We start from the raw sequence: 14,857 nt of genomic DNA, 5'->3' as shown, positions 1-14,857 counted from the left end.
TTTGTAAGCATAAAAAAGCCGAACTGAGTTCGGCTTTTTTGATCGTTACTTTAGGGTAATAGCGGTTATTTACTTAAGTAATCTTTTATCGCTAACTCAACGCCCGCAGCATCTAAGCCAAGCTCGGCGTGCATTTCTTCTTGCGTGCCTTGCGCGACAAATTGGTCAGGTAAACCAAGGTTTAACACTGGCACAATTTGTTTACTGCTCATGAGGTATTCAACAACACCCGCACCCGCACCGCCGGCGATAACGTTTTCTTCTAGCGTAACCAGCACGTCGTGCGTGGATACTAATTCTGAAATCAAAGTTTCGTCTAGTGGTTTCACAAATCGCATATCAGCCACTGTGGCGTTTAACGCTTCTGCTGCAGAAAGAGCACTAGGCAAGAATGTACCGAAGCTTAATATGGCAACTTTTGGCTGACTTTCTTGATCGTCAGTTTGGCGCTGTCGGACAATGCGCCCTTTACCAATCTCAAGTGCAACCATCTCTTGTTGAATAGCCGTGCCACAACCACTACCACGAGGGTAACGAACAGCAGATGGACCTGTGTGTTTGTGTCCGGTGTACAACATCTGGCGGCATTCATTTTCGTCACTAGGCGCCATAATAACCATGTTAGGGATACAGCGCATAAAGCTGAGATCAAACGCACCTTGGTGAGTCTGACCATCTGCACCGACGAGTCCAGCGCGGTCAATGGCGAACAATACCGGCAAATCCATGATAGCGACATCATGAATCAATTGGTCGTAACCACGTTGCAAAAACGTTGAGTAAATCGCTACGATTGGGTTCTGACCTGCGATGGCCATGCCACTTGCCAGCGTTACTGCGTGTTGTTCAGCAATCGCGACATCAAAATATTGTTTAGGGAATTCCTTCGAGAATCGAACCATACCAGAGCCTTCACGCATTGCTGGTGTGATTGCCATTAGTTTTGGATCTTGAGCTGCCATGTCACAAAGGAAGTTGCCAAAAATATTGGAAAATGTTGGCTTTGAAGCTTTGGTCTTTGGCTTGTTGTCTGGGTTTAGGAATTGTTTCTGTACCGCGTGGTATCCAATAGGATCTTTCTCGGCAGGTGCGTGTCCTTTACCTTTTTTGGTCATAATGTGTAGGAACTGAGGTCCTTTCAGGCTACGCATGTTTTTCAGCGTCTTAACCAGTTCGTTCACATCGTGCCCATCGACAGGACCAATGTAGTTAAAGCCAAGCTCCTCAAACAAGGTCCCTGGAACAACCATTCCTTTGAGGTGTTCTTCCGTTCTGCGAACCAATTCTTTAATTGGAGGCAAGCCAGACAATACTTTTTTACCGCCTTCGCGAATAGACGTATAAAGGTTACCCGATAGCAGCTGAGCTAAATGGTTGTTCAGTGCGCCGACGTTCTCTGAAATGGACATTTCGTTGTCGTTCAGAATGACCAGCATATCAGTATGTACATCGCCAGCATGATTCATTGCTTCAAATGCCATGCCTGCTGTAATCGCACCATCACCGATAACGCTAACCACTCGTCTGTCTTTGCCTTCTTTTTCTGCGGAGATAGACATTCCCAGTGCTGCACTGATGGACGTTGAGGAGTGACCGACAGACAAGACATCGTATTCACTTTCACCTCGCCAAGGGAAAGGATGAAGCCCACCTTTTTGGCGAATGGTAGGAAGTTTCTCACGGCGACCAGTTAGGATCTTATGGGGGTATGCCTGATGACCAACATCCCAGATCAACTGATCAAACGGAGTGTTATAGACATAATGCAAAGCAACCGTTAGTTCCACTGTTCCTAAACCGGATGCTAAGTGCCCACTTGATTGGCTGACGGAATTAAGAAGGTACGTTCTCAATTCATCACATAGTGTCGGTAGGCTCTCCTTTGGAAGGAGGCGCAACTCATCAGGTGTATCTGCCAGTGCTAAAGTAGGATATTTTGAAATATCGAGAGTCATAAAATTCAGCGCTTATAGTTTAGTTTTTGCGCTCGACCACATAACGGGCGAACTCTTCAAGTAACTGCGTATTGTAAGGGATGGCTTCTAATGTGCCTAATGCCTCTGTGAGCAGCTCTTGAGCTTTCTTTTGAGCACCTTCCAAACCCAATAGGGAAGGGTAAGTACTCTTGTTTAATTCTTGATCTGAACCTTGGGGTTTCCCCAATGTTTCAGTATCGCTGATGATATCTAAAATATCGTCTTGTACTTGGAAAGCCAGACCGACTAGGTCAGCGTATCTTTCCAATTGAGGAAGGACAGTCAGCCCTTTCTCTCCAGCAGCCATCGCACCCATCTTAATGGCACTTTTTATAAGTGCTGCTGTTTTATTTAAGTGGATGGTTTCAAGTTCTTCGAGTGACACGCTGCGGTTTTCCGCGGCGAGGTCGAGCGCTTGTCCCATACACATCCCGCTCACGCCAGAGGCATTAGCAAGTGTTTGAACCATTTTTATACGGTTAAGCTCTCCGTCGGAACTCAGCTTACCTTCAGCAAGAATAGTAAATGCCAATGTCTGTAGTGCATCGCCTGTCAATATGGCGGTGGCTTCATCAAATTTGATATGACAAGTTGGCTGACCACGACGAAGCTCGTCATCGTCCATTGCGGGTAAGTCATCATGAATCAAAGAGTAGGCATGAATGCACTCGACTGCGCTGGCAGGTGTATCCAAATCTTCTAGCTTACATCCCAGCATTTCACCGGTAATGTATACGAGATAAGGGCGAGCACGCTTGCCACCCAGAGTTAATCCGTGGCGCATAGCCTGAATTAGAGGTAACTCTTGATAAGGAAGAGTATCAAGCCATGCATTCAATTGCGCGTTACTGCGGGTTTGATAAGGCGTTAAAGGTGCGGACATAAATTAATCTTCAGAATTTGATTCAAATGGCGAAAGTTCAGCCTGATCGTCTTCTTGAATCAGAATGGCAACACGTTGTTCAGCTTCAGATAATTTACCTTGACCTGATCGAGCAAGGAGGATTCCACGTTCAAATTTTTTCAAAGCATCTTCTAGTGCGAGATCGCCGCTTTCTAATTGCTCAACAATAGAATCCAATTCTGTTAGAGACTCTTCAAAAGTCATATTTTCTGGTTTTTTGCTTGCCATACGGTTTCTGCTATTAAAACGTTGCACGCAAGTTACCCCAGCGACTGCTGCTGGTCAAACTCACGCAAGAGAAAATTTAACAAAAGTGCAGTATATCAGTTTTTATCCTCTATTCGTTATTAACAAATAGTCTCAAATTATGATGGAGATTCTTTTTTGCTCAATTCAGACGTGATCACAACACAAAACGAGAGATTGCCTACAATGTGAATGGACAGCGAGCGTAGGTAACTCGGTTATACTCTGTTAAAGTTAAAGGAAAATTTGCGCTTGGTATCGGGAAAAGTCCTAAATAATACTCAGATTCTGCCGATAGTTGGTGTTAAGCGCACAGTAGAATTTTTAGCATGAGGGGTGCTTTGTGGATTTAGCAACGTTAATTGGATTAATTGGCGGTTTTGCATTCGTCATCATGGCGATGGTGTTGGGGGGAGGCATCGGTATTTTTATCGATACCACGTCTATCTTGATCGTAGTCGGTGGCTCAACCTTCGTTGTATTAATGAAATTTACCATGGGACAGTTTTTTGGCGCGGCCAAAATCGCAGGTAAAGCCTTCATGTTCAAAGCGGACGAGCCAGAAGATTTGATCGCTAAGGTTGTTGAAATGGCGGATGCCGCTCGTAAAGGTGGTTTTCTTGCGTTAGAAGAAATGGAAATCACCAGCTCCTTTATGCAAAAAGGTATCGATTTACTGGTCGATGGGCATGATGCGGATGTTGTCCGAGCGACACTTCAAAAAGACATTTCGCTCACCGATGAGCGTCATGAGCAAGGAAGAGCTGTGTTTACGGCTTTTGGTGATGTTGCACCGGCCATGGGAATGATTGGTACATTGGTTGGTTTGGTAGCGATGCTTTCCAACATGGATGATCCTAAATCTATCGGTCCTGCGATGGCGGTAGCACTTCTTACAACGCTATACGGTGCTATTCTTTCTAACATGGTGTTTTTCCCTATTGCCGACAAGCTATCCCTTCGTCGTGAGCAAGAAAAACTGAACCGCCGATTGATTATGGATGGCGTATTAGCCATTCAAGACGGTCAAAACCCTCGTGTTATCGACAGCTATTTGAAGAACTACCTTAATGAAAGTAAGCGTGTTCTTGATGTGGATGGCGAGTAAGGTGAACTGAGATGGAAGAAGAAGAGTGCAAATGTCCCCCCCCGGGGCTCCCATTATGGATGGGTACATTCGCTGATTTGATGTCGCTATTGATGTGCTTCTTCGTACTCCTGCTTTCGTTTTCTGAAATGGATGTACTGAAGTTCAAACAGATTGCAGGTTCAATGAAATTTGCGTTTGGTGTTCAAAATCAGTTGGAAGTGAAAGATATCCCCAAAGGGACCAGTGTGATCGCGCAAGAGTTCCGCCCTGGTCGCCCAGAGCCGACACCGATTGATGTGATCATGCAGCAAACCATCGATATGACGCAAAAGACGTTAGAGTTTCATGATGGAGAGTCTGATCGCGCAGGTGGTACAAAACGAGAAGTTGGTAAGCTGACAGGTGGTAAATCGCCAGATACATCCACAAAGATGAATCAAAATAACGAGTCAGAGCAACAACAGCAACAAGCCGAATCTCAATCTGAAGAAACGGAAACCATTGTTGAGAGCATCAAAAAAGCGCTGGAAAAAGAAATCGATGAAGGTGCGGTTGAAGTAGAGAATCTCGGACAACAAATCGTTATTCGTATTCGTGAAAAAGGTGCGTTCCCCGAAGGCTCTGCTTTCTTACAACCTAAGTTCCGTCCTTTGGTGCGCCAAGTGGCTGAATTGGTAAAAGATGTGCCGGGGATTGTTCGAGTTTCAGGTCACACGGATAACCAACCATTAGATTCTGAACTGTATCGCTCAAATTGGGATTTATCTTCTCAAAGAGCTGTATCCGTTGCTCATGAGATGGAAAAAGTGAAAGGGTTTGAACATGCTCGTTTACGTGTCCGGGGTATGGCAGACACAGAGCCACTCGTAAGCAATGACACGCGAGAGGGCAGAATTGAGAACCGTCGTGTTGAAATCAATATCATGCAAGGTAAACCGCACTTTAGTGACGAAGTTTCTGCTCAGCAGTAAATGATAGTTCTAAAATGATAAAGGTGAGTTCGATAAGAGCTCACCTTTTTTTGTGGGGTTATCTCGGTTATAATCGCGCGCCTCAGAATTGCCTAAGGCAATCCTTTTTCTAATACAGTGAAGAAAGTCATGAAGTTTATTGTTAAACCCCATCCAGAAATTTTTGTTAAAAGTGATTCTGTTCGAAAGCGCTTCACTCGTATTCTGGAATGTAATATTCGCATTGTTATTCAAAGGCACACTGAAAATGTGGCGGTGTTTAATCGTCGAGATCACATTGAAGTGAAAGCAAACAGTGACGAGTACTACGAAAAGGTATTAGCAATCCTGACTCAGACTCCGGGTATTCATCACGTTCTGGAAGTACTGCAATCAGACTTTGAAGACATGCACGATATCTATGAGCAAGTGCTCGAACTTAACCGCGACAAGCTAGAAGGAAAAACCTTTGCGGTTCGCGCTAAGCGCCGCGGTAAGCATGACTTTACTTCTATCGAACTTGAACGCTATGTTGGTGGCGGATTGAACCAAGCCATCGAAAGTGCTCGCGTTAAACTCAGTAAACCCGACGTTACTGTAAATATAGAAGTGGCGAACGAAAATCTTTATCAAGTACTGGCTCGTCATAAAGGGTTGGGCGGTTTCCCGCTAGGAACACAAGAAGATGTGCTCAGCCTCATTTCTGGTGGATTTGATTCTGGTGTTTCAAGCTACTTGCATATAAAGCGTGGTTCGAAAACGCATTACTGTTTCTTCAATCTTGGTGGTCCAGCACACGAGATCGGTGTTAAGCAAGTCGCTCACTATTTGTGGGAAAAATACGGTTCATCGGCCAAAGTAAAATTCATATCAGTGGATTTTGAACCCGTTGTTGCTGAGATTCTAGAAAAAGTAGATGACGGTCAAATGGGCGTAGTCTTGAAGCGTATGTTTATGCGTGCGGGTGGAATGATTGCCGATAAGTTCGGTATTCAAGCATTGGTCACTGGGGAAGCATTGGGTCAAGTATCTAGCCAAACCCTGACCAACCTAAGGCATATCGATATCGTGACAGACACATTGATTCTTCGCCCTCTTATCAACTGGGATAAGGAAGATATCATCAATCTTGCTCGTGATATTGGTACGGAAGACTTTGCGAAAACCATGCCTGAATATTGTGGTGTGATTTCGAAAAAGCCGACGGTTAAAGCAATTAAAGAAAAGCTTGAAACGGAAGAAGAGAAGTTTGATTTCTCTATTCTAGAAAAAGTCGTTTACGATTCCCGTGTAATGGATATTCGTGACATTGCGAAAGAAAGCCTCGAACAAGCACCAGAAGTTGAACAAGTAGAAGCTGTAGAGCAAGATGCGGTCGTGCTGGATATTCGTAGTGCAGAAGAAGAGGACGAAAACCCACTAGAGATAGAGGGGGTTGAGGTCGTTCACATTCCTTTCTTTAAGCTGAGCACTAAATTTGGCGACTTAGATCATACTAAATCGTACTTGCTGTACTGTGATAGAGGTGTCATGAGCCGCTTGCAAGCTCTTTATCTTAAGGAGCAAGGTTATCAGAATGTTAAGGTATACCGTCCTTAATCTATAATTCTGTTAACCCCAACAAAAAAACCACTCTTCAGAGTGGTTTTTTTATGCAACATAATTACTATTTGTAACCTTCTTAAAATAAATATATCAATATTATGAGGTTGGTTATGAACGAATTTTTAAAAGCTTGGAAAAACCCTTTCGACTTCTCAAGTCGATCGCGTCGTAAAGATTATTGGATGTTTGCACTGATAAACTTTCTGGTCAGCCTTTTAGTGGCATTCATCCCACTTGTTAATGTCATTTACCCATTAGCGGTACTCGTGCCCCAGCTTGCGTTGGCTGTTCGCCGTTTGCATGATGTTGGTAAAAGTGGCTGGTGGTTATTGTGTCCATTACCGGGTGCTATTATTGCTGGTTTTGCCGCTTTCAATCAGTCTTACGAGTTGGCCTTCGTAGGCGCTGGTCTCGCGGCTATTGGTGGTATCGCTCTGCTTGTATTCAGCGTAATAGACAGCCAACCTGGTTCAAATCAGTATGGTGACAACCCTAAAGGGAATTCTGGTGATGGCAATGCAAATCAAGAAACAGTGATTGCATAACTACCATACTACTTACCGCGCGTTTAATGACTTCAAGCCCTGTACCGTCAGGGCTTTTTAGGCTTTGAAGGGTTAGTTTTATGAAATAGCATATTAAATATAGATATTTATATGAGCCAGTAGGAATGATAGATTCCTTTCTCATTAATGAGAAAGGTGTACATTATGAAGTGGTTTATCTCAGGGATAGCTGTTGTGGGCTTATGTTTTAATGTTAGTGCGAGTGAGATTGAAAATAGCGATACATTGAATATCGAATCTTCTCCCTCTCTATTTGGGCTCGGTGGGTTTTGGGGAGCAAACTCCTCCAGCTATGAGCAGGGGGTCAGAGCTGGATTAGAAGCTAGCGTATCTTCAATTCCTAATGATGAAGTCCCATTCTTTATCAAAAAGAGTTTTTTGCTTGCGGCAGACTATCGTAATGGTATTTCTGCAGGTATCAGCTATTCAGGCTTTTGGGAACCCATTAGATATACATCTGGTTCGTTTGAGATAGCAACCAATATAGGAGCGGGCGTCTATATTGGTTCAACGCCTGACTGTTGGTTCAATGATGAAGACGAAAATCAGCCTACAAATGAAGCTATGTACGAGGAAGACTCTGGTGATAGCTGTACATTGAATAAACTTGCTTTTGGCGCATACCCAGAGCTAGGTGCGAGGATATCTTATGGAGCAATACACCTTTCACCCTTCGTTCGCTATTACATAGGAGATTCTGGTTTTTTAACGAGTGGTGTTAATGTTTCTTTGGCGTTCTGACTATCAGCGTATAGCTAGGTGTTGTTCTGTCTCTACTTTGTTAAATAGCTTTGTTTACCAAAGTAGAGACATAAAAAAACACCGCCATATAGGCGGTGCTGAAAAATTGACAGACAGGTCAAAATAATACAGGAAGTATGGTCTTTGCGCTGAGCGCTAAGACACTATGGTAGATAACTCTACCAACTCGAAATTCGAGTTTATGCAAACACAACATCGTAACAACCAAACCAATTGATTATCATAGATAATCAAGCCGTTCAGGCTTAGCGCTACGAGACGAAATATAGATTTTCTCTGGCTCATCGGCAATCGACAATTTATAATGTTTCGGATAAAAAAAACTAATGCTAAGTCTAAATTGGTGAATCATGTCCAGACGCCTTCCCCCATTAAATTCTCTACGTGTCTTTGAAGCTGCAGCCAGACACCTGAGTTTTACACGAGCTGCTGAAGAATTGTTTGTTACACAGGCAGCCGTGAGTCATCAGATCAAAACCCTAGAAGATTATCTTGGGTTGAAATTGTTCCGTCGTCGTAACCGGTCTTTGCTCTTAACTGAAGAGGGGCAAAGCTACTTCCTCGATATCAAAGACGTTTTTACTTCGCTTGCTGAAGCGACCGATAAAGTGCTTGAACGCAGTGAGAAAGGGGCGTTAACCATTAGCCTACCACCAAGTTTTGCCATTCAATGGCTCGTTCCAAGACTTGCGGATTTTAATGCACAAGAACCCGACATTGATGTTCGCATTAAAGCTGTGGACATGGATGAGGGCTCTCTCACTGATGATGTGGATGTTGCCATCTATTATGGGCGAGGCAATTGGTCGGGTCTTCGAGCGGACAAACTGTATCAAGAATGTTTGGTTCCTGTGTGCTCACCTCAGTTATTGCTCGGTACGAAACCATTAGAATCTCTTGGGGATTTAAAACAGCATACGTTATTGCACGATACATCCAGAAAAGATTGGAAACAATTTACTCGCGTTCATGAAATCGAGGGGGTAAATGTTAATCATGGTCCGATCTTTAGCCATTCAACCATGGTATTGCAGGCAGCAGTCCACGGACAGGGTGTCGCGTTGGGAAACAATGTTCTTGCTCAACCAGAAATTGATGCAGGACGATTAGTCTGCCCATTTGATGAGGTATTGATCAGCAAAAACGCTTTTTATGTAGTGTGCCATGAGCAACAGGCGGATACAGGCCGAATAGCCACCTTCAGAGATTGGATGCTGGCTAAAGCAGCAAAAGAGCAAGAGGATTTTATTTAATGAGCCAAGTAATTGTAAATGGTGAAGGTGCGCAGACGTTTCTTTTTGCCCATGGTGCCGGTGCAGGAATGGATCATGATTTCATGACTCAGGTAGCGGAAGGTATTGCAGAACATGGTATTCGTGTTGTTCGTTTCAATTTTCCTTACATGGTAAAGCGCTCGGAAGATGGAAAAAAGCGTCCACCCGATCGCGCGCCAAAGTTGCTCGAAGCCTTTGAAGAAATGATTGAGCGATACAGTGATGGGAGTCTTGTAATAGGCGGAAAGTCGATGGGGGGACGCATGGCGAGCTTGTTATCCGAATCCCCACACATTCAAGGTATCGCGTGCCTTGGTTTCCCTTTTCATCCACCAGGAAAACCAGAGAAATTCAAAGGTGATCACCTCGCTCAAATCAATAAACCATGCCTTATCCTTCAGGGTGAAAGAGACACGTTTGGGAAAAAAGAAGAATGCGCCGAATTTCACTTTTCTGATGCAGTAGAGCTTCAGTTTATTCCCGACGGCGACCACAGCTTCAAACCCAGAAAAAGCTCTGGCCATACACAAGAAGGTAATATCGATTTAGCCATTGAACATTTAGTGAGTTTTATAAGAGGCTGTTGTGACGTTAAGGGGGAGCAGTGAAAAGTAAGCAAGTTTTAATGATCGCTGGTGTCTTTGGCGCGACTGCCGTGATGTTGGGTGCATTCGCAGCACATGGCTTGAAGGCGATGCTGTCTGAATATCTGATTGGGGTATTTGATACTGGAGTGCAATACCAATTCATCCACACATTGGCGTTGGTCTTGATTGGCATTTTGATGCAGATAAAAGTCGGTGAGAAAGTAGAAAAAGGACTGCGAAACGCAGCGATTTGCTTTATTATCGGCATCCTTTGCTTTAGTGGCAGCCTTTATGCGCTTGCATTAACGGAAATCAAATGGTTTGGACCTATTACTCCATTTGGTGGCTTAATGTTTATTGTAGGTTGGGTTTGCTTCACTATTGCTGCGTTTAGAATGAAAGAGGTGAAGTCGTGAAACACTTAATGCTCTACTGCCGCCAAGGTTTCGAAAAAGAGTGTGCAGGTGAGATTCAGGATCGTGCTACTCAATTAGAAGTGTACGGTTTCCCGAGAGTACAAAAAAACACAGGGTATGTGTTGTTCGAGTGCTACCAGGAAGGCGATGGTGCGAAACTGGCTCAGGAGCTGGACTTTAACTCATTGATTTTTGCCCGCCAGATTTTTGCCGTGGCAGCAGAATGTAAAGAGTTGCCACAGGATGATCGAATTTCGCCCATTCTTGAAGGGCTATCTGAGATAGAGGCATTTCCACGTTGTGGCGATCTTCGTGTGGAAACACCAGACACCAATGAAGCGAAAGAGCTTCTGAAGTTTTGCCGCAAGTTTACCGTGCCATTAAGGCAAGCCTTACGTGGAAAAGGGGTGCTTTACAGCAAAGACAACCCTAAAAAGCCGGTATTGCATGCGTGTTTTGTCGCACCGGGGCACTGTTTTGTTGGCTATTCCGTATCCGACAATAACTCAAAATTCTTTATGGGGATTCCTCGTCTTAAATTCCCATCCGATGCACCGAGCCGTTCTACATTAAAATTGGAAGAAGCATTCCATGTTTTCATTCCTAAAGAGGAATGGGAGACACGTTTAGCTTCTGGCATGTGGGCGACCGATTTGGGAGCGTGTCCCGGTGGTTGGACATACCAGCTAGTAAAGCGTTCTATGTTTGTTCATGCGATTGATAATGGCATGATGGCGCAAAGCTTGATGGATACGGGTCAGGTTAAACACCATATGGAAGATGGGTTTAAATTTGAACCACCACGTAAGAACGTGACGTGGTTAGTGTGTGACATGATTGAAAAACCATCGCGCGTTGCTCAACTGATGGGTGAGTGGCTAATAAAAGGTTGGGCAAAAGAAACCATCTTTAACCTCAAGCTGCCAATGAAAGGTCGATACGATGAGGTTCTTCAAGATATCGAGAACTTAAAAGTTTTTCTAATCGACAATAAAGTGAAATTCAAGCTTCAAGCTAAGCATCTCTACCATGATAGAGAGGAGATCACTGTTCACATTCAATGCTTGTCGAACATATCGCCTCACTAGGTTATGTAAGTTAACTAAGCTATCGCCTCACTTAGTTAAAGAAGCGGAAAGACATTAAAAGGCTTATTAGTCAAAAAACGCTCCAATCGGAGCGTTTTTTTATTGCTTCTTTCTGGGGACAATAGAACCCAATTATTACTGGCTAGTTGGCCACATATCCGGCCAATCTACTGACTCCATTTCATTTTCGGTAGCGTGTGGAGTGGCAGAGAAAAAATCCAATCCGGTTTGTTGTTCTACATCGTCAATCGTTGTAATGAAATTGACAAGTTCATCCCCTGAAACTTTTCTGTGTGGGACGATGAATGCGATGGCTTCGTTAAATTGCGGATCCAGAATTACTTTATAAAAAGCACTAGGTATCGTTACACCATCTCCAATACTGTTTTCATTTCCTTGATAGATTGGCCCCGTTACCACGTACAGTTCATTGTACTCATTCGCCAAATCCCGCACGTGTTCTTCCAGTATTCGCCAACCCGCGCGATTAAATGTGGGAAGCTGGGGAGACATGTTACTCATATAAAAGCTTTGTTTAATGGATTGAAGCGTAAAGTCCATGGTTGCTGAAGGGGCGAGGTGACCTCGGTCGTACCCAGTACCACGGTAATCTGCGAGAGTTGAGCGTGCATGCTGTGGCAAATCGGGGTCTTCTTTGAAGAAACTACTTTTTCGCTTGAACTTTAAGTTCACGCTGTCTGCAGTGATGTGATAGGCAACCCAATCTGCATTTTTTGTCGTGTAGTTATACCCTACGGCGTAGCCATCTCGACACAATACTTGGTCGGATTGACTTGAAGGAACTCCTATATCCAGATTTTTGGCACAGGTTGCAGAGAGAGCTGGGAGCGACATTAACGTCGTTAAGGTAAGTAAGATGATTCTTTTCATTATTTTTCTCCTTATTGGGAGATATAAAAATAATGATATTTATCAATAACGTTGTGAACCTGATTCTAGAATAATCAGCATCTTGTAAGGTAAGCCCAATATTGTATTGGTGTTGTGAGTGCAAAGCATTTCACAACACGTTTATTGAACATTGAGGATTAGCGTGGATTTTGAGTGCAAATATTACGGTTGGTTAGGTCCTGCATATCGGATATCTTGCAAGTTGAAGCCGAGCTCCATATCTATTTTTAATGCTGAAATCTTTTTGCACGCTCGTGCAGACTCGATGTGTTCGTCAAATTTTTTACGGTACTTAGCTGGTAAATCGTCAGACGCATAGGCGCTTTCGATATCAGCATAAGCGGTAAGTATTTCTTTCGCCGCTTTAGGTCCAACCCCCGGGATACCGGGAACTTGGCTAGAGCTCACTCCTGCCAACCCCCAATAATCAGCGAGTTGTTCTGGTTTTACACCAAACTCTTTTTCTATAAACGGAGCATCAAGCCAGCGGTGCTGAAAATAATCTCGAATTTGAAGGGTAGGTGAGAGTAGTTGGCAGTAGCCTTTGTCTGTCGACACTATAGTTACTTTTTCACCATGGCTCGCGACTTTACAGGCTAATGTTGCGACTAAGTCGTCCGCTTCATCGCCATCAGATAATAGTGAATCGATACCGAGTTTCCACCATGCATCTTGGATTGCATCTAAACCCTTCAGTAGTGGTTCAGGCATGGGCTTTCGGTTTTCTTTATATGTGGGAAGTACTTCAGCTCGCCACCCCCTATCTTGTTCATGATGATCGAAGACTGCAATGAGATGCGTAGGAGTAGATTCCGATAAGATTCGATTCAATGTTCGACCAGTAGTTTCTATGGTCCGTGAGATGTCTGTGGGATCAGGTTGCGCCGAATGCACGCGACGAATGAGGTTCAGAGCATCAATGATGACTAGATGAATCGACATTTTTGAATTCTAAAGAAAAAGGGGGCGTAATGCCCCTTAGTGTATGTAAATAAAAACCGTATGTGAATAAAAAGAGTATACAAATCAAAACGTGATGACCAGAATGGGGATTTCCTGACTGATTAAGCAATCCCTATTGAGCTGACAGCCCTATTTATTCGTTATTAACTATTGTTCTGACAGAGCAATCTTGTAGCAAGGAATGTATTCCGAACCCGGTAGTTTCATTCTTTGTTGTTCAACAAAATCGCTGAGTAGTCGATCCATTTTTTTCATTAGCGCGGGGTCGCCATCGATAATGAAAGGCCCTTTTCGCTTGATTTCCCTAATGCCTTCCGCTTTTACGTTACCAGCAACAATTCCTGAGAAAGCTTGACGCAATTTAGCGGCTAATACTTCAGGTTTTTGGTTTAGGTGAAGATCCAAGTTGGCCATGTTGTCGTGTGTTGGCTCAAATGGGAGCTGGAATTCAGGCTCAATCTTTAAAGACCAATTGTAACTGTACGCATCACCTGTTTCTTTGCGATGCTCGCGAACCGTTGGCATGGTTTCCTTGATGATTTTTGCCGCTTTTTCAGGATCGCCAATCACAATGTTGTAGCGGCTTTGCGCTTCTTCTCCCAGCGTATCCCCGATGAACTTATCGATAGAGCGGAAGTAAGCCTCACTTTCTTTCGGTCCAGTTAATACAATCGGCATCGGCTGGTCGACATTGTCTGGGTGAAGCATAATGCCAAGGATGTACAGAAGCTCTTCTGCGGTACCAGCACCACCAGGGAAAATAACAATGCCGTGTGCCATTCGAACAAACGCTTCTAACCGCTTTTCGATGTCAGGCATGATGATGAGTTCATTCACAATTGGGTTAGGTGGCTCTGCCGCAATAATGGAGGGTTCGGTTAGCCCAATGTAGCGTTGTTCGTCGTAACGCTGTTTTGCGTGCCCTATGGCAGCCCCTTTCATCGGACCTTCCATTGCACCTGGACCACAACCCGTACAGATGTTCAGCTCTCTTAACCCAAGCTCATGCCCAACCTCTCGGGTGTATTGATATTCGATAGGGTTTATGGAGTGGCCACCCCAGCAAACCACAAGATTTGGGTCTATTCCTGGGTGAAGTGCACCCGCGTTACGCAATATACCGAACACTAGGTTAGTGATGTGGGTAGCATTGGTTAGGTTGAGTCTTTGGTTGTCGGCTAGGTGCATGTTGACGTAAACAATGTCTCTCAACACCGAGAAAAGATGCTCTTGAATACCGGTAATAATAGTGCCGTCAACGAATGCATGATCGGGTGGGTTGTTGAGCTCTAGCTTAATACCACGTTCGCGACGCATCACGCTTACGTCGAAAGCTTTATATTTATTAAGTAGTTCTTCAGAGTTATCGGTATGGCTGCCGGAGTTGAGAACCGCAAGGCTGCAGTTCCTATAGAGCTGGTAAAGCTCACTAGAGGCGGTTTTTTTTAGACGTTCTACTTCAATCTGAGACAGCAAGTCCATGCTGCCTGCAGGGCTGATATGAGTAATCATAGGCTC

The 14,857-nt window shown here is 44.1% G+C and carries 15 protein-coding genes; 9 read left to right on the top strand and 6 right to left on the bottom strand.

Annotated features, from left to right (window positions below; all coding sequences use genetic code 11):
• Positions 1–65: 65 nt before the first annotated feature.
• From dxs to xseB, 3 genes are read right to left on the bottom strand one after another with little or no spacing between them, the layout of a single operon-like run.
• Positions 66–1,955, bottom strand: a complete 1,890-nt coding sequence (dxs, locus tag Q8W40_RS17915) for a 1-deoxy-D-xylulose-5-phosphate synthase (protein ID WP_305399128.1) — start codon at positions 1,953–1,955, stop codon at positions 66–68.
• Between the two features lie 19 nt (positions 1,956–1,974).
• Positions 1,975–2,859 (bottom strand): (2E,6E)-farnesyl diphosphate synthase, encoded by an 885-nt coding sequence (ispA, locus tag Q8W40_RS17910; protein ID WP_305399127.1) that lies wholly within the window; start codon positions 2,857–2,859, stop codon positions 1,975–1,977.
• Between the two features lie 3 nt (positions 2,860–2,862).
• Positions 2,863–3,108: an exodeoxyribonuclease VII small subunit gene (xseB, locus tag Q8W40_RS17905; protein ID WP_305399125.1), complete on the bottom strand. Its 246-nt coding sequence runs from the start codon at positions 3,106–3,108 to the stop codon at positions 2,863–2,865.
• Positions 3,109–3,469: 361 nt separating this feature from the next.
• Here xseB and pomA point away from each other — a divergent pair, with 361 nt between their 5' ends.
• The 9 genes from pomA (at position 3,470) to rlmM (ending at position 11,464) form a co-directional block, all read left to right on the top strand.
• Positions 3,470–4,234, top strand: coding sequence for a flagellar motor protein PomA (pomA, locus tag Q8W40_RS17900; protein ID WP_101110665.1), 765 nt, complete (start codon positions 3,470–3,472; stop codon positions 4,232–4,234).
• Positions 4,235–4,245: 11 nt separating this feature from the next.
• A complete protein-coding gene (locus Q8W40_RS17895; RefSeq protein WP_101110664.1) occupies positions 4,246–5,187 on the top strand; it encodes a flagellar motor protein MotB in 942 nt (313 codons plus the stop codon).
• A 129-nt stretch (positions 5,188–5,316) separates the two neighbouring features.
• Positions 5,317–6,765 (top strand): tRNA uracil 4-sulfurtransferase ThiI, encoded by a 1,449-nt coding sequence (thiI, locus tag Q8W40_RS17890; protein WP_305399123.1) that lies wholly within the window; start codon positions 5,317–5,319, stop codon positions 6,763–6,765.
• Positions 6,766–6,881: 116 nt separating this feature from the next.
• Positions 6,882–7,316, top strand: coding sequence for a DUF805 domain-containing protein (locus Q8W40_RS17885; protein WP_305399121.1), 435 nt, complete (start codon positions 6,882–6,884; stop codon positions 7,314–7,316).
• A gap of 165 nt (positions 7,317–7,481) precedes the next feature.
• A complete protein-coding gene (locus Q8W40_RS17880) occupies positions 7,482–8,078 on the top strand; it encodes a hypothetical protein (RefSeq protein WP_305399120.1) in 597 nt (198 codons plus the stop codon).
• A gap of 371 nt (positions 8,079–8,449) precedes the next feature.
• Positions 8,450–9,352 carry a transcriptional regulator GcvA gene (locus Q8W40_RS17875; protein ID WP_126605841.1) on the top strand — a complete coding sequence of 301 codons (903 nt, stop codon included), beginning with the start codon at positions 8,450–8,452 and terminating at the stop codon, positions 9,350–9,352.
• The gene (locus tag Q8W40_RS17870) at positions 9,352–9,981 is read left to right on the top strand and encodes an alpha/beta fold hydrolase (protein WP_305399118.1); all 630 of its coding nucleotides are present in this window, start codon (positions 9,352–9,354) and stop codon (positions 9,979–9,981) included. Before Q8W40_RS17875 ends, Q8W40_RS17870 begins: the two co-directional genes overlap by 1 nt.
• On the top strand, positions 9,978–10,376 hold the full coding sequence (locus Q8W40_RS17865; protein ID WP_305399116.1) for a DUF423 domain-containing protein: 399 nt from the start codon (positions 9,978–9,980) through the stop codon (positions 10,374–10,376). The genes Q8W40_RS17870 and Q8W40_RS17865 overlap by 4 nt, the downstream gene beginning before the upstream one ends.
• Positions 10,373–11,464, top strand: coding sequence for a 23S rRNA (cytidine(2498)-2'-O)-methyltransferase RlmM (gene rlmM / locus Q8W40_RS17860; protein WP_305399115.1), 1,092 nt, complete (start codon positions 10,373–10,375; stop codon positions 11,462–11,464). The genes Q8W40_RS17865 and rlmM overlap by 4 nt, the downstream gene beginning before the upstream one ends.
• A gap of 135 nt (positions 11,465–11,599) precedes the next feature.
• Here rlmM and Q8W40_RS17855 read toward each other — a convergent pair whose 3' ends face one another.
• The 3 genes from Q8W40_RS17855 to ppnN form a co-directional block, all read right to left on the bottom strand.
• The gene (locus Q8W40_RS17855; RefSeq protein ID WP_305399113.1) at positions 11,600–12,355 is read right to left on the bottom strand and encodes a DNA/RNA non-specific endonuclease; all 756 of its coding nucleotides are present in this window, start codon (positions 12,353–12,355) and stop codon (positions 11,600–11,602) included.
• Positions 12,356–12,538: 183 nt separating this feature from the next.
• Entirely contained in the window at positions 12,539–13,318 is a 780-nt protein-coding gene (xni, locus tag Q8W40_RS17850) for a flap endonuclease Xni (RefSeq protein ID WP_305399111.1), read from the bottom strand.
• Between the two features lie 168 nt (positions 13,319–13,486).
• The gene (gene ppnN, locus Q8W40_RS17845; RefSeq protein ID WP_305399109.1) at positions 13,487–14,851 is read right to left on the bottom strand and encodes a nucleotide 5'-monophosphate nucleosidase PpnN; all 1,365 of its coding nucleotides are present in this window, start codon (positions 14,849–14,851) and stop codon (positions 13,487–13,489) included.
• Positions 14,852–14,857 lie beyond the last annotated feature (6 nt).

The organism is Vibrio penaeicida (assembly GCF_030689305.1).
Taxonomy (GTDB): domain Bacteria; phylum Pseudomonadota; class Gammaproteobacteria; order Enterobacterales; family Vibrionaceae; genus Vibrio; species Vibrio penaeicida_B.
Note: the sequence above shows the minus strand (reverse complement) of the source record. Positions and strands in the feature narration are given on the sequence as shown.

Coding starts and splice junctions, on each gene's coding strand:
- dxs (WP_305399128.1), bottom strand. CDS start 1,955: ATGACTCTCGATATTTCAAAATATCCTACTTTAGCACTGGCAGATACA.
- ispA (WP_305399127.1), bottom strand. CDS start 2,859: ATGTCCGCACCTTTAACGCCTTATCAAACCCGCAGTAACGCGCAATTG.
- xseB (WP_305399125.1), bottom strand. CDS start 3,108: ATGGCAAGCAAAAAACCAGAAAATATGACTTTTGAAGAGTCTCTAACA.
- Q8W40_RS17895 (WP_101110664.1), top strand. CDS start 4,246: ATGGAAGAAGAAGAGTGCAAATGTCCCCCCCCGGGGCTCCCATTATGG.
- thiI (WP_305399123.1), top strand. CDS start 5,317: ATGAAGTTTATTGTTAAACCCCATCCAGAAATTTTTGTTAAAAGTGAT.
- Q8W40_RS17885 (WP_305399121.1), top strand. CDS start 6,882: ATGAACGAATTTTTAAAAGCTTGGAAAAACCCTTTCGACTTCTCAAGT.
- Q8W40_RS17880 (WP_305399120.1), top strand. CDS start 7,482: ATGAAGTGGTTTATCTCAGGGATAGCTGTTGTGGGCTTATGTTTTAAT.
- Q8W40_RS17875 (WP_126605841.1), top strand. CDS start 8,450: ATGTCCAGACGCCTTCCCCCATTAAATTCTCTACGTGTCTTTGAAGCT.
- Q8W40_RS17870 (WP_305399118.1), top strand. CDS start 9,352: ATGAGCCAAGTAATTGTAAATGGTGAAGGTGCGCAGACGTTTCTTTTT.
- Q8W40_RS17855 (WP_305399113.1), bottom strand. CDS start 12,355: ATGAAAAGAATCATCTTACTTACCTTAACGACGTTAATGTCGCTCCCA.
- xni (WP_305399111.1), bottom strand. CDS start 13,318: ATGTCGATTCATCTAGTCATCATTGATGCTCTGAACCTCATTCGTCGC.
- ppnN (WP_305399109.1), bottom strand. CDS start 14,851: ATGATTACTCATATCAGCCCTGCAGGCAGCATGGACTTGCTGTCTCAG.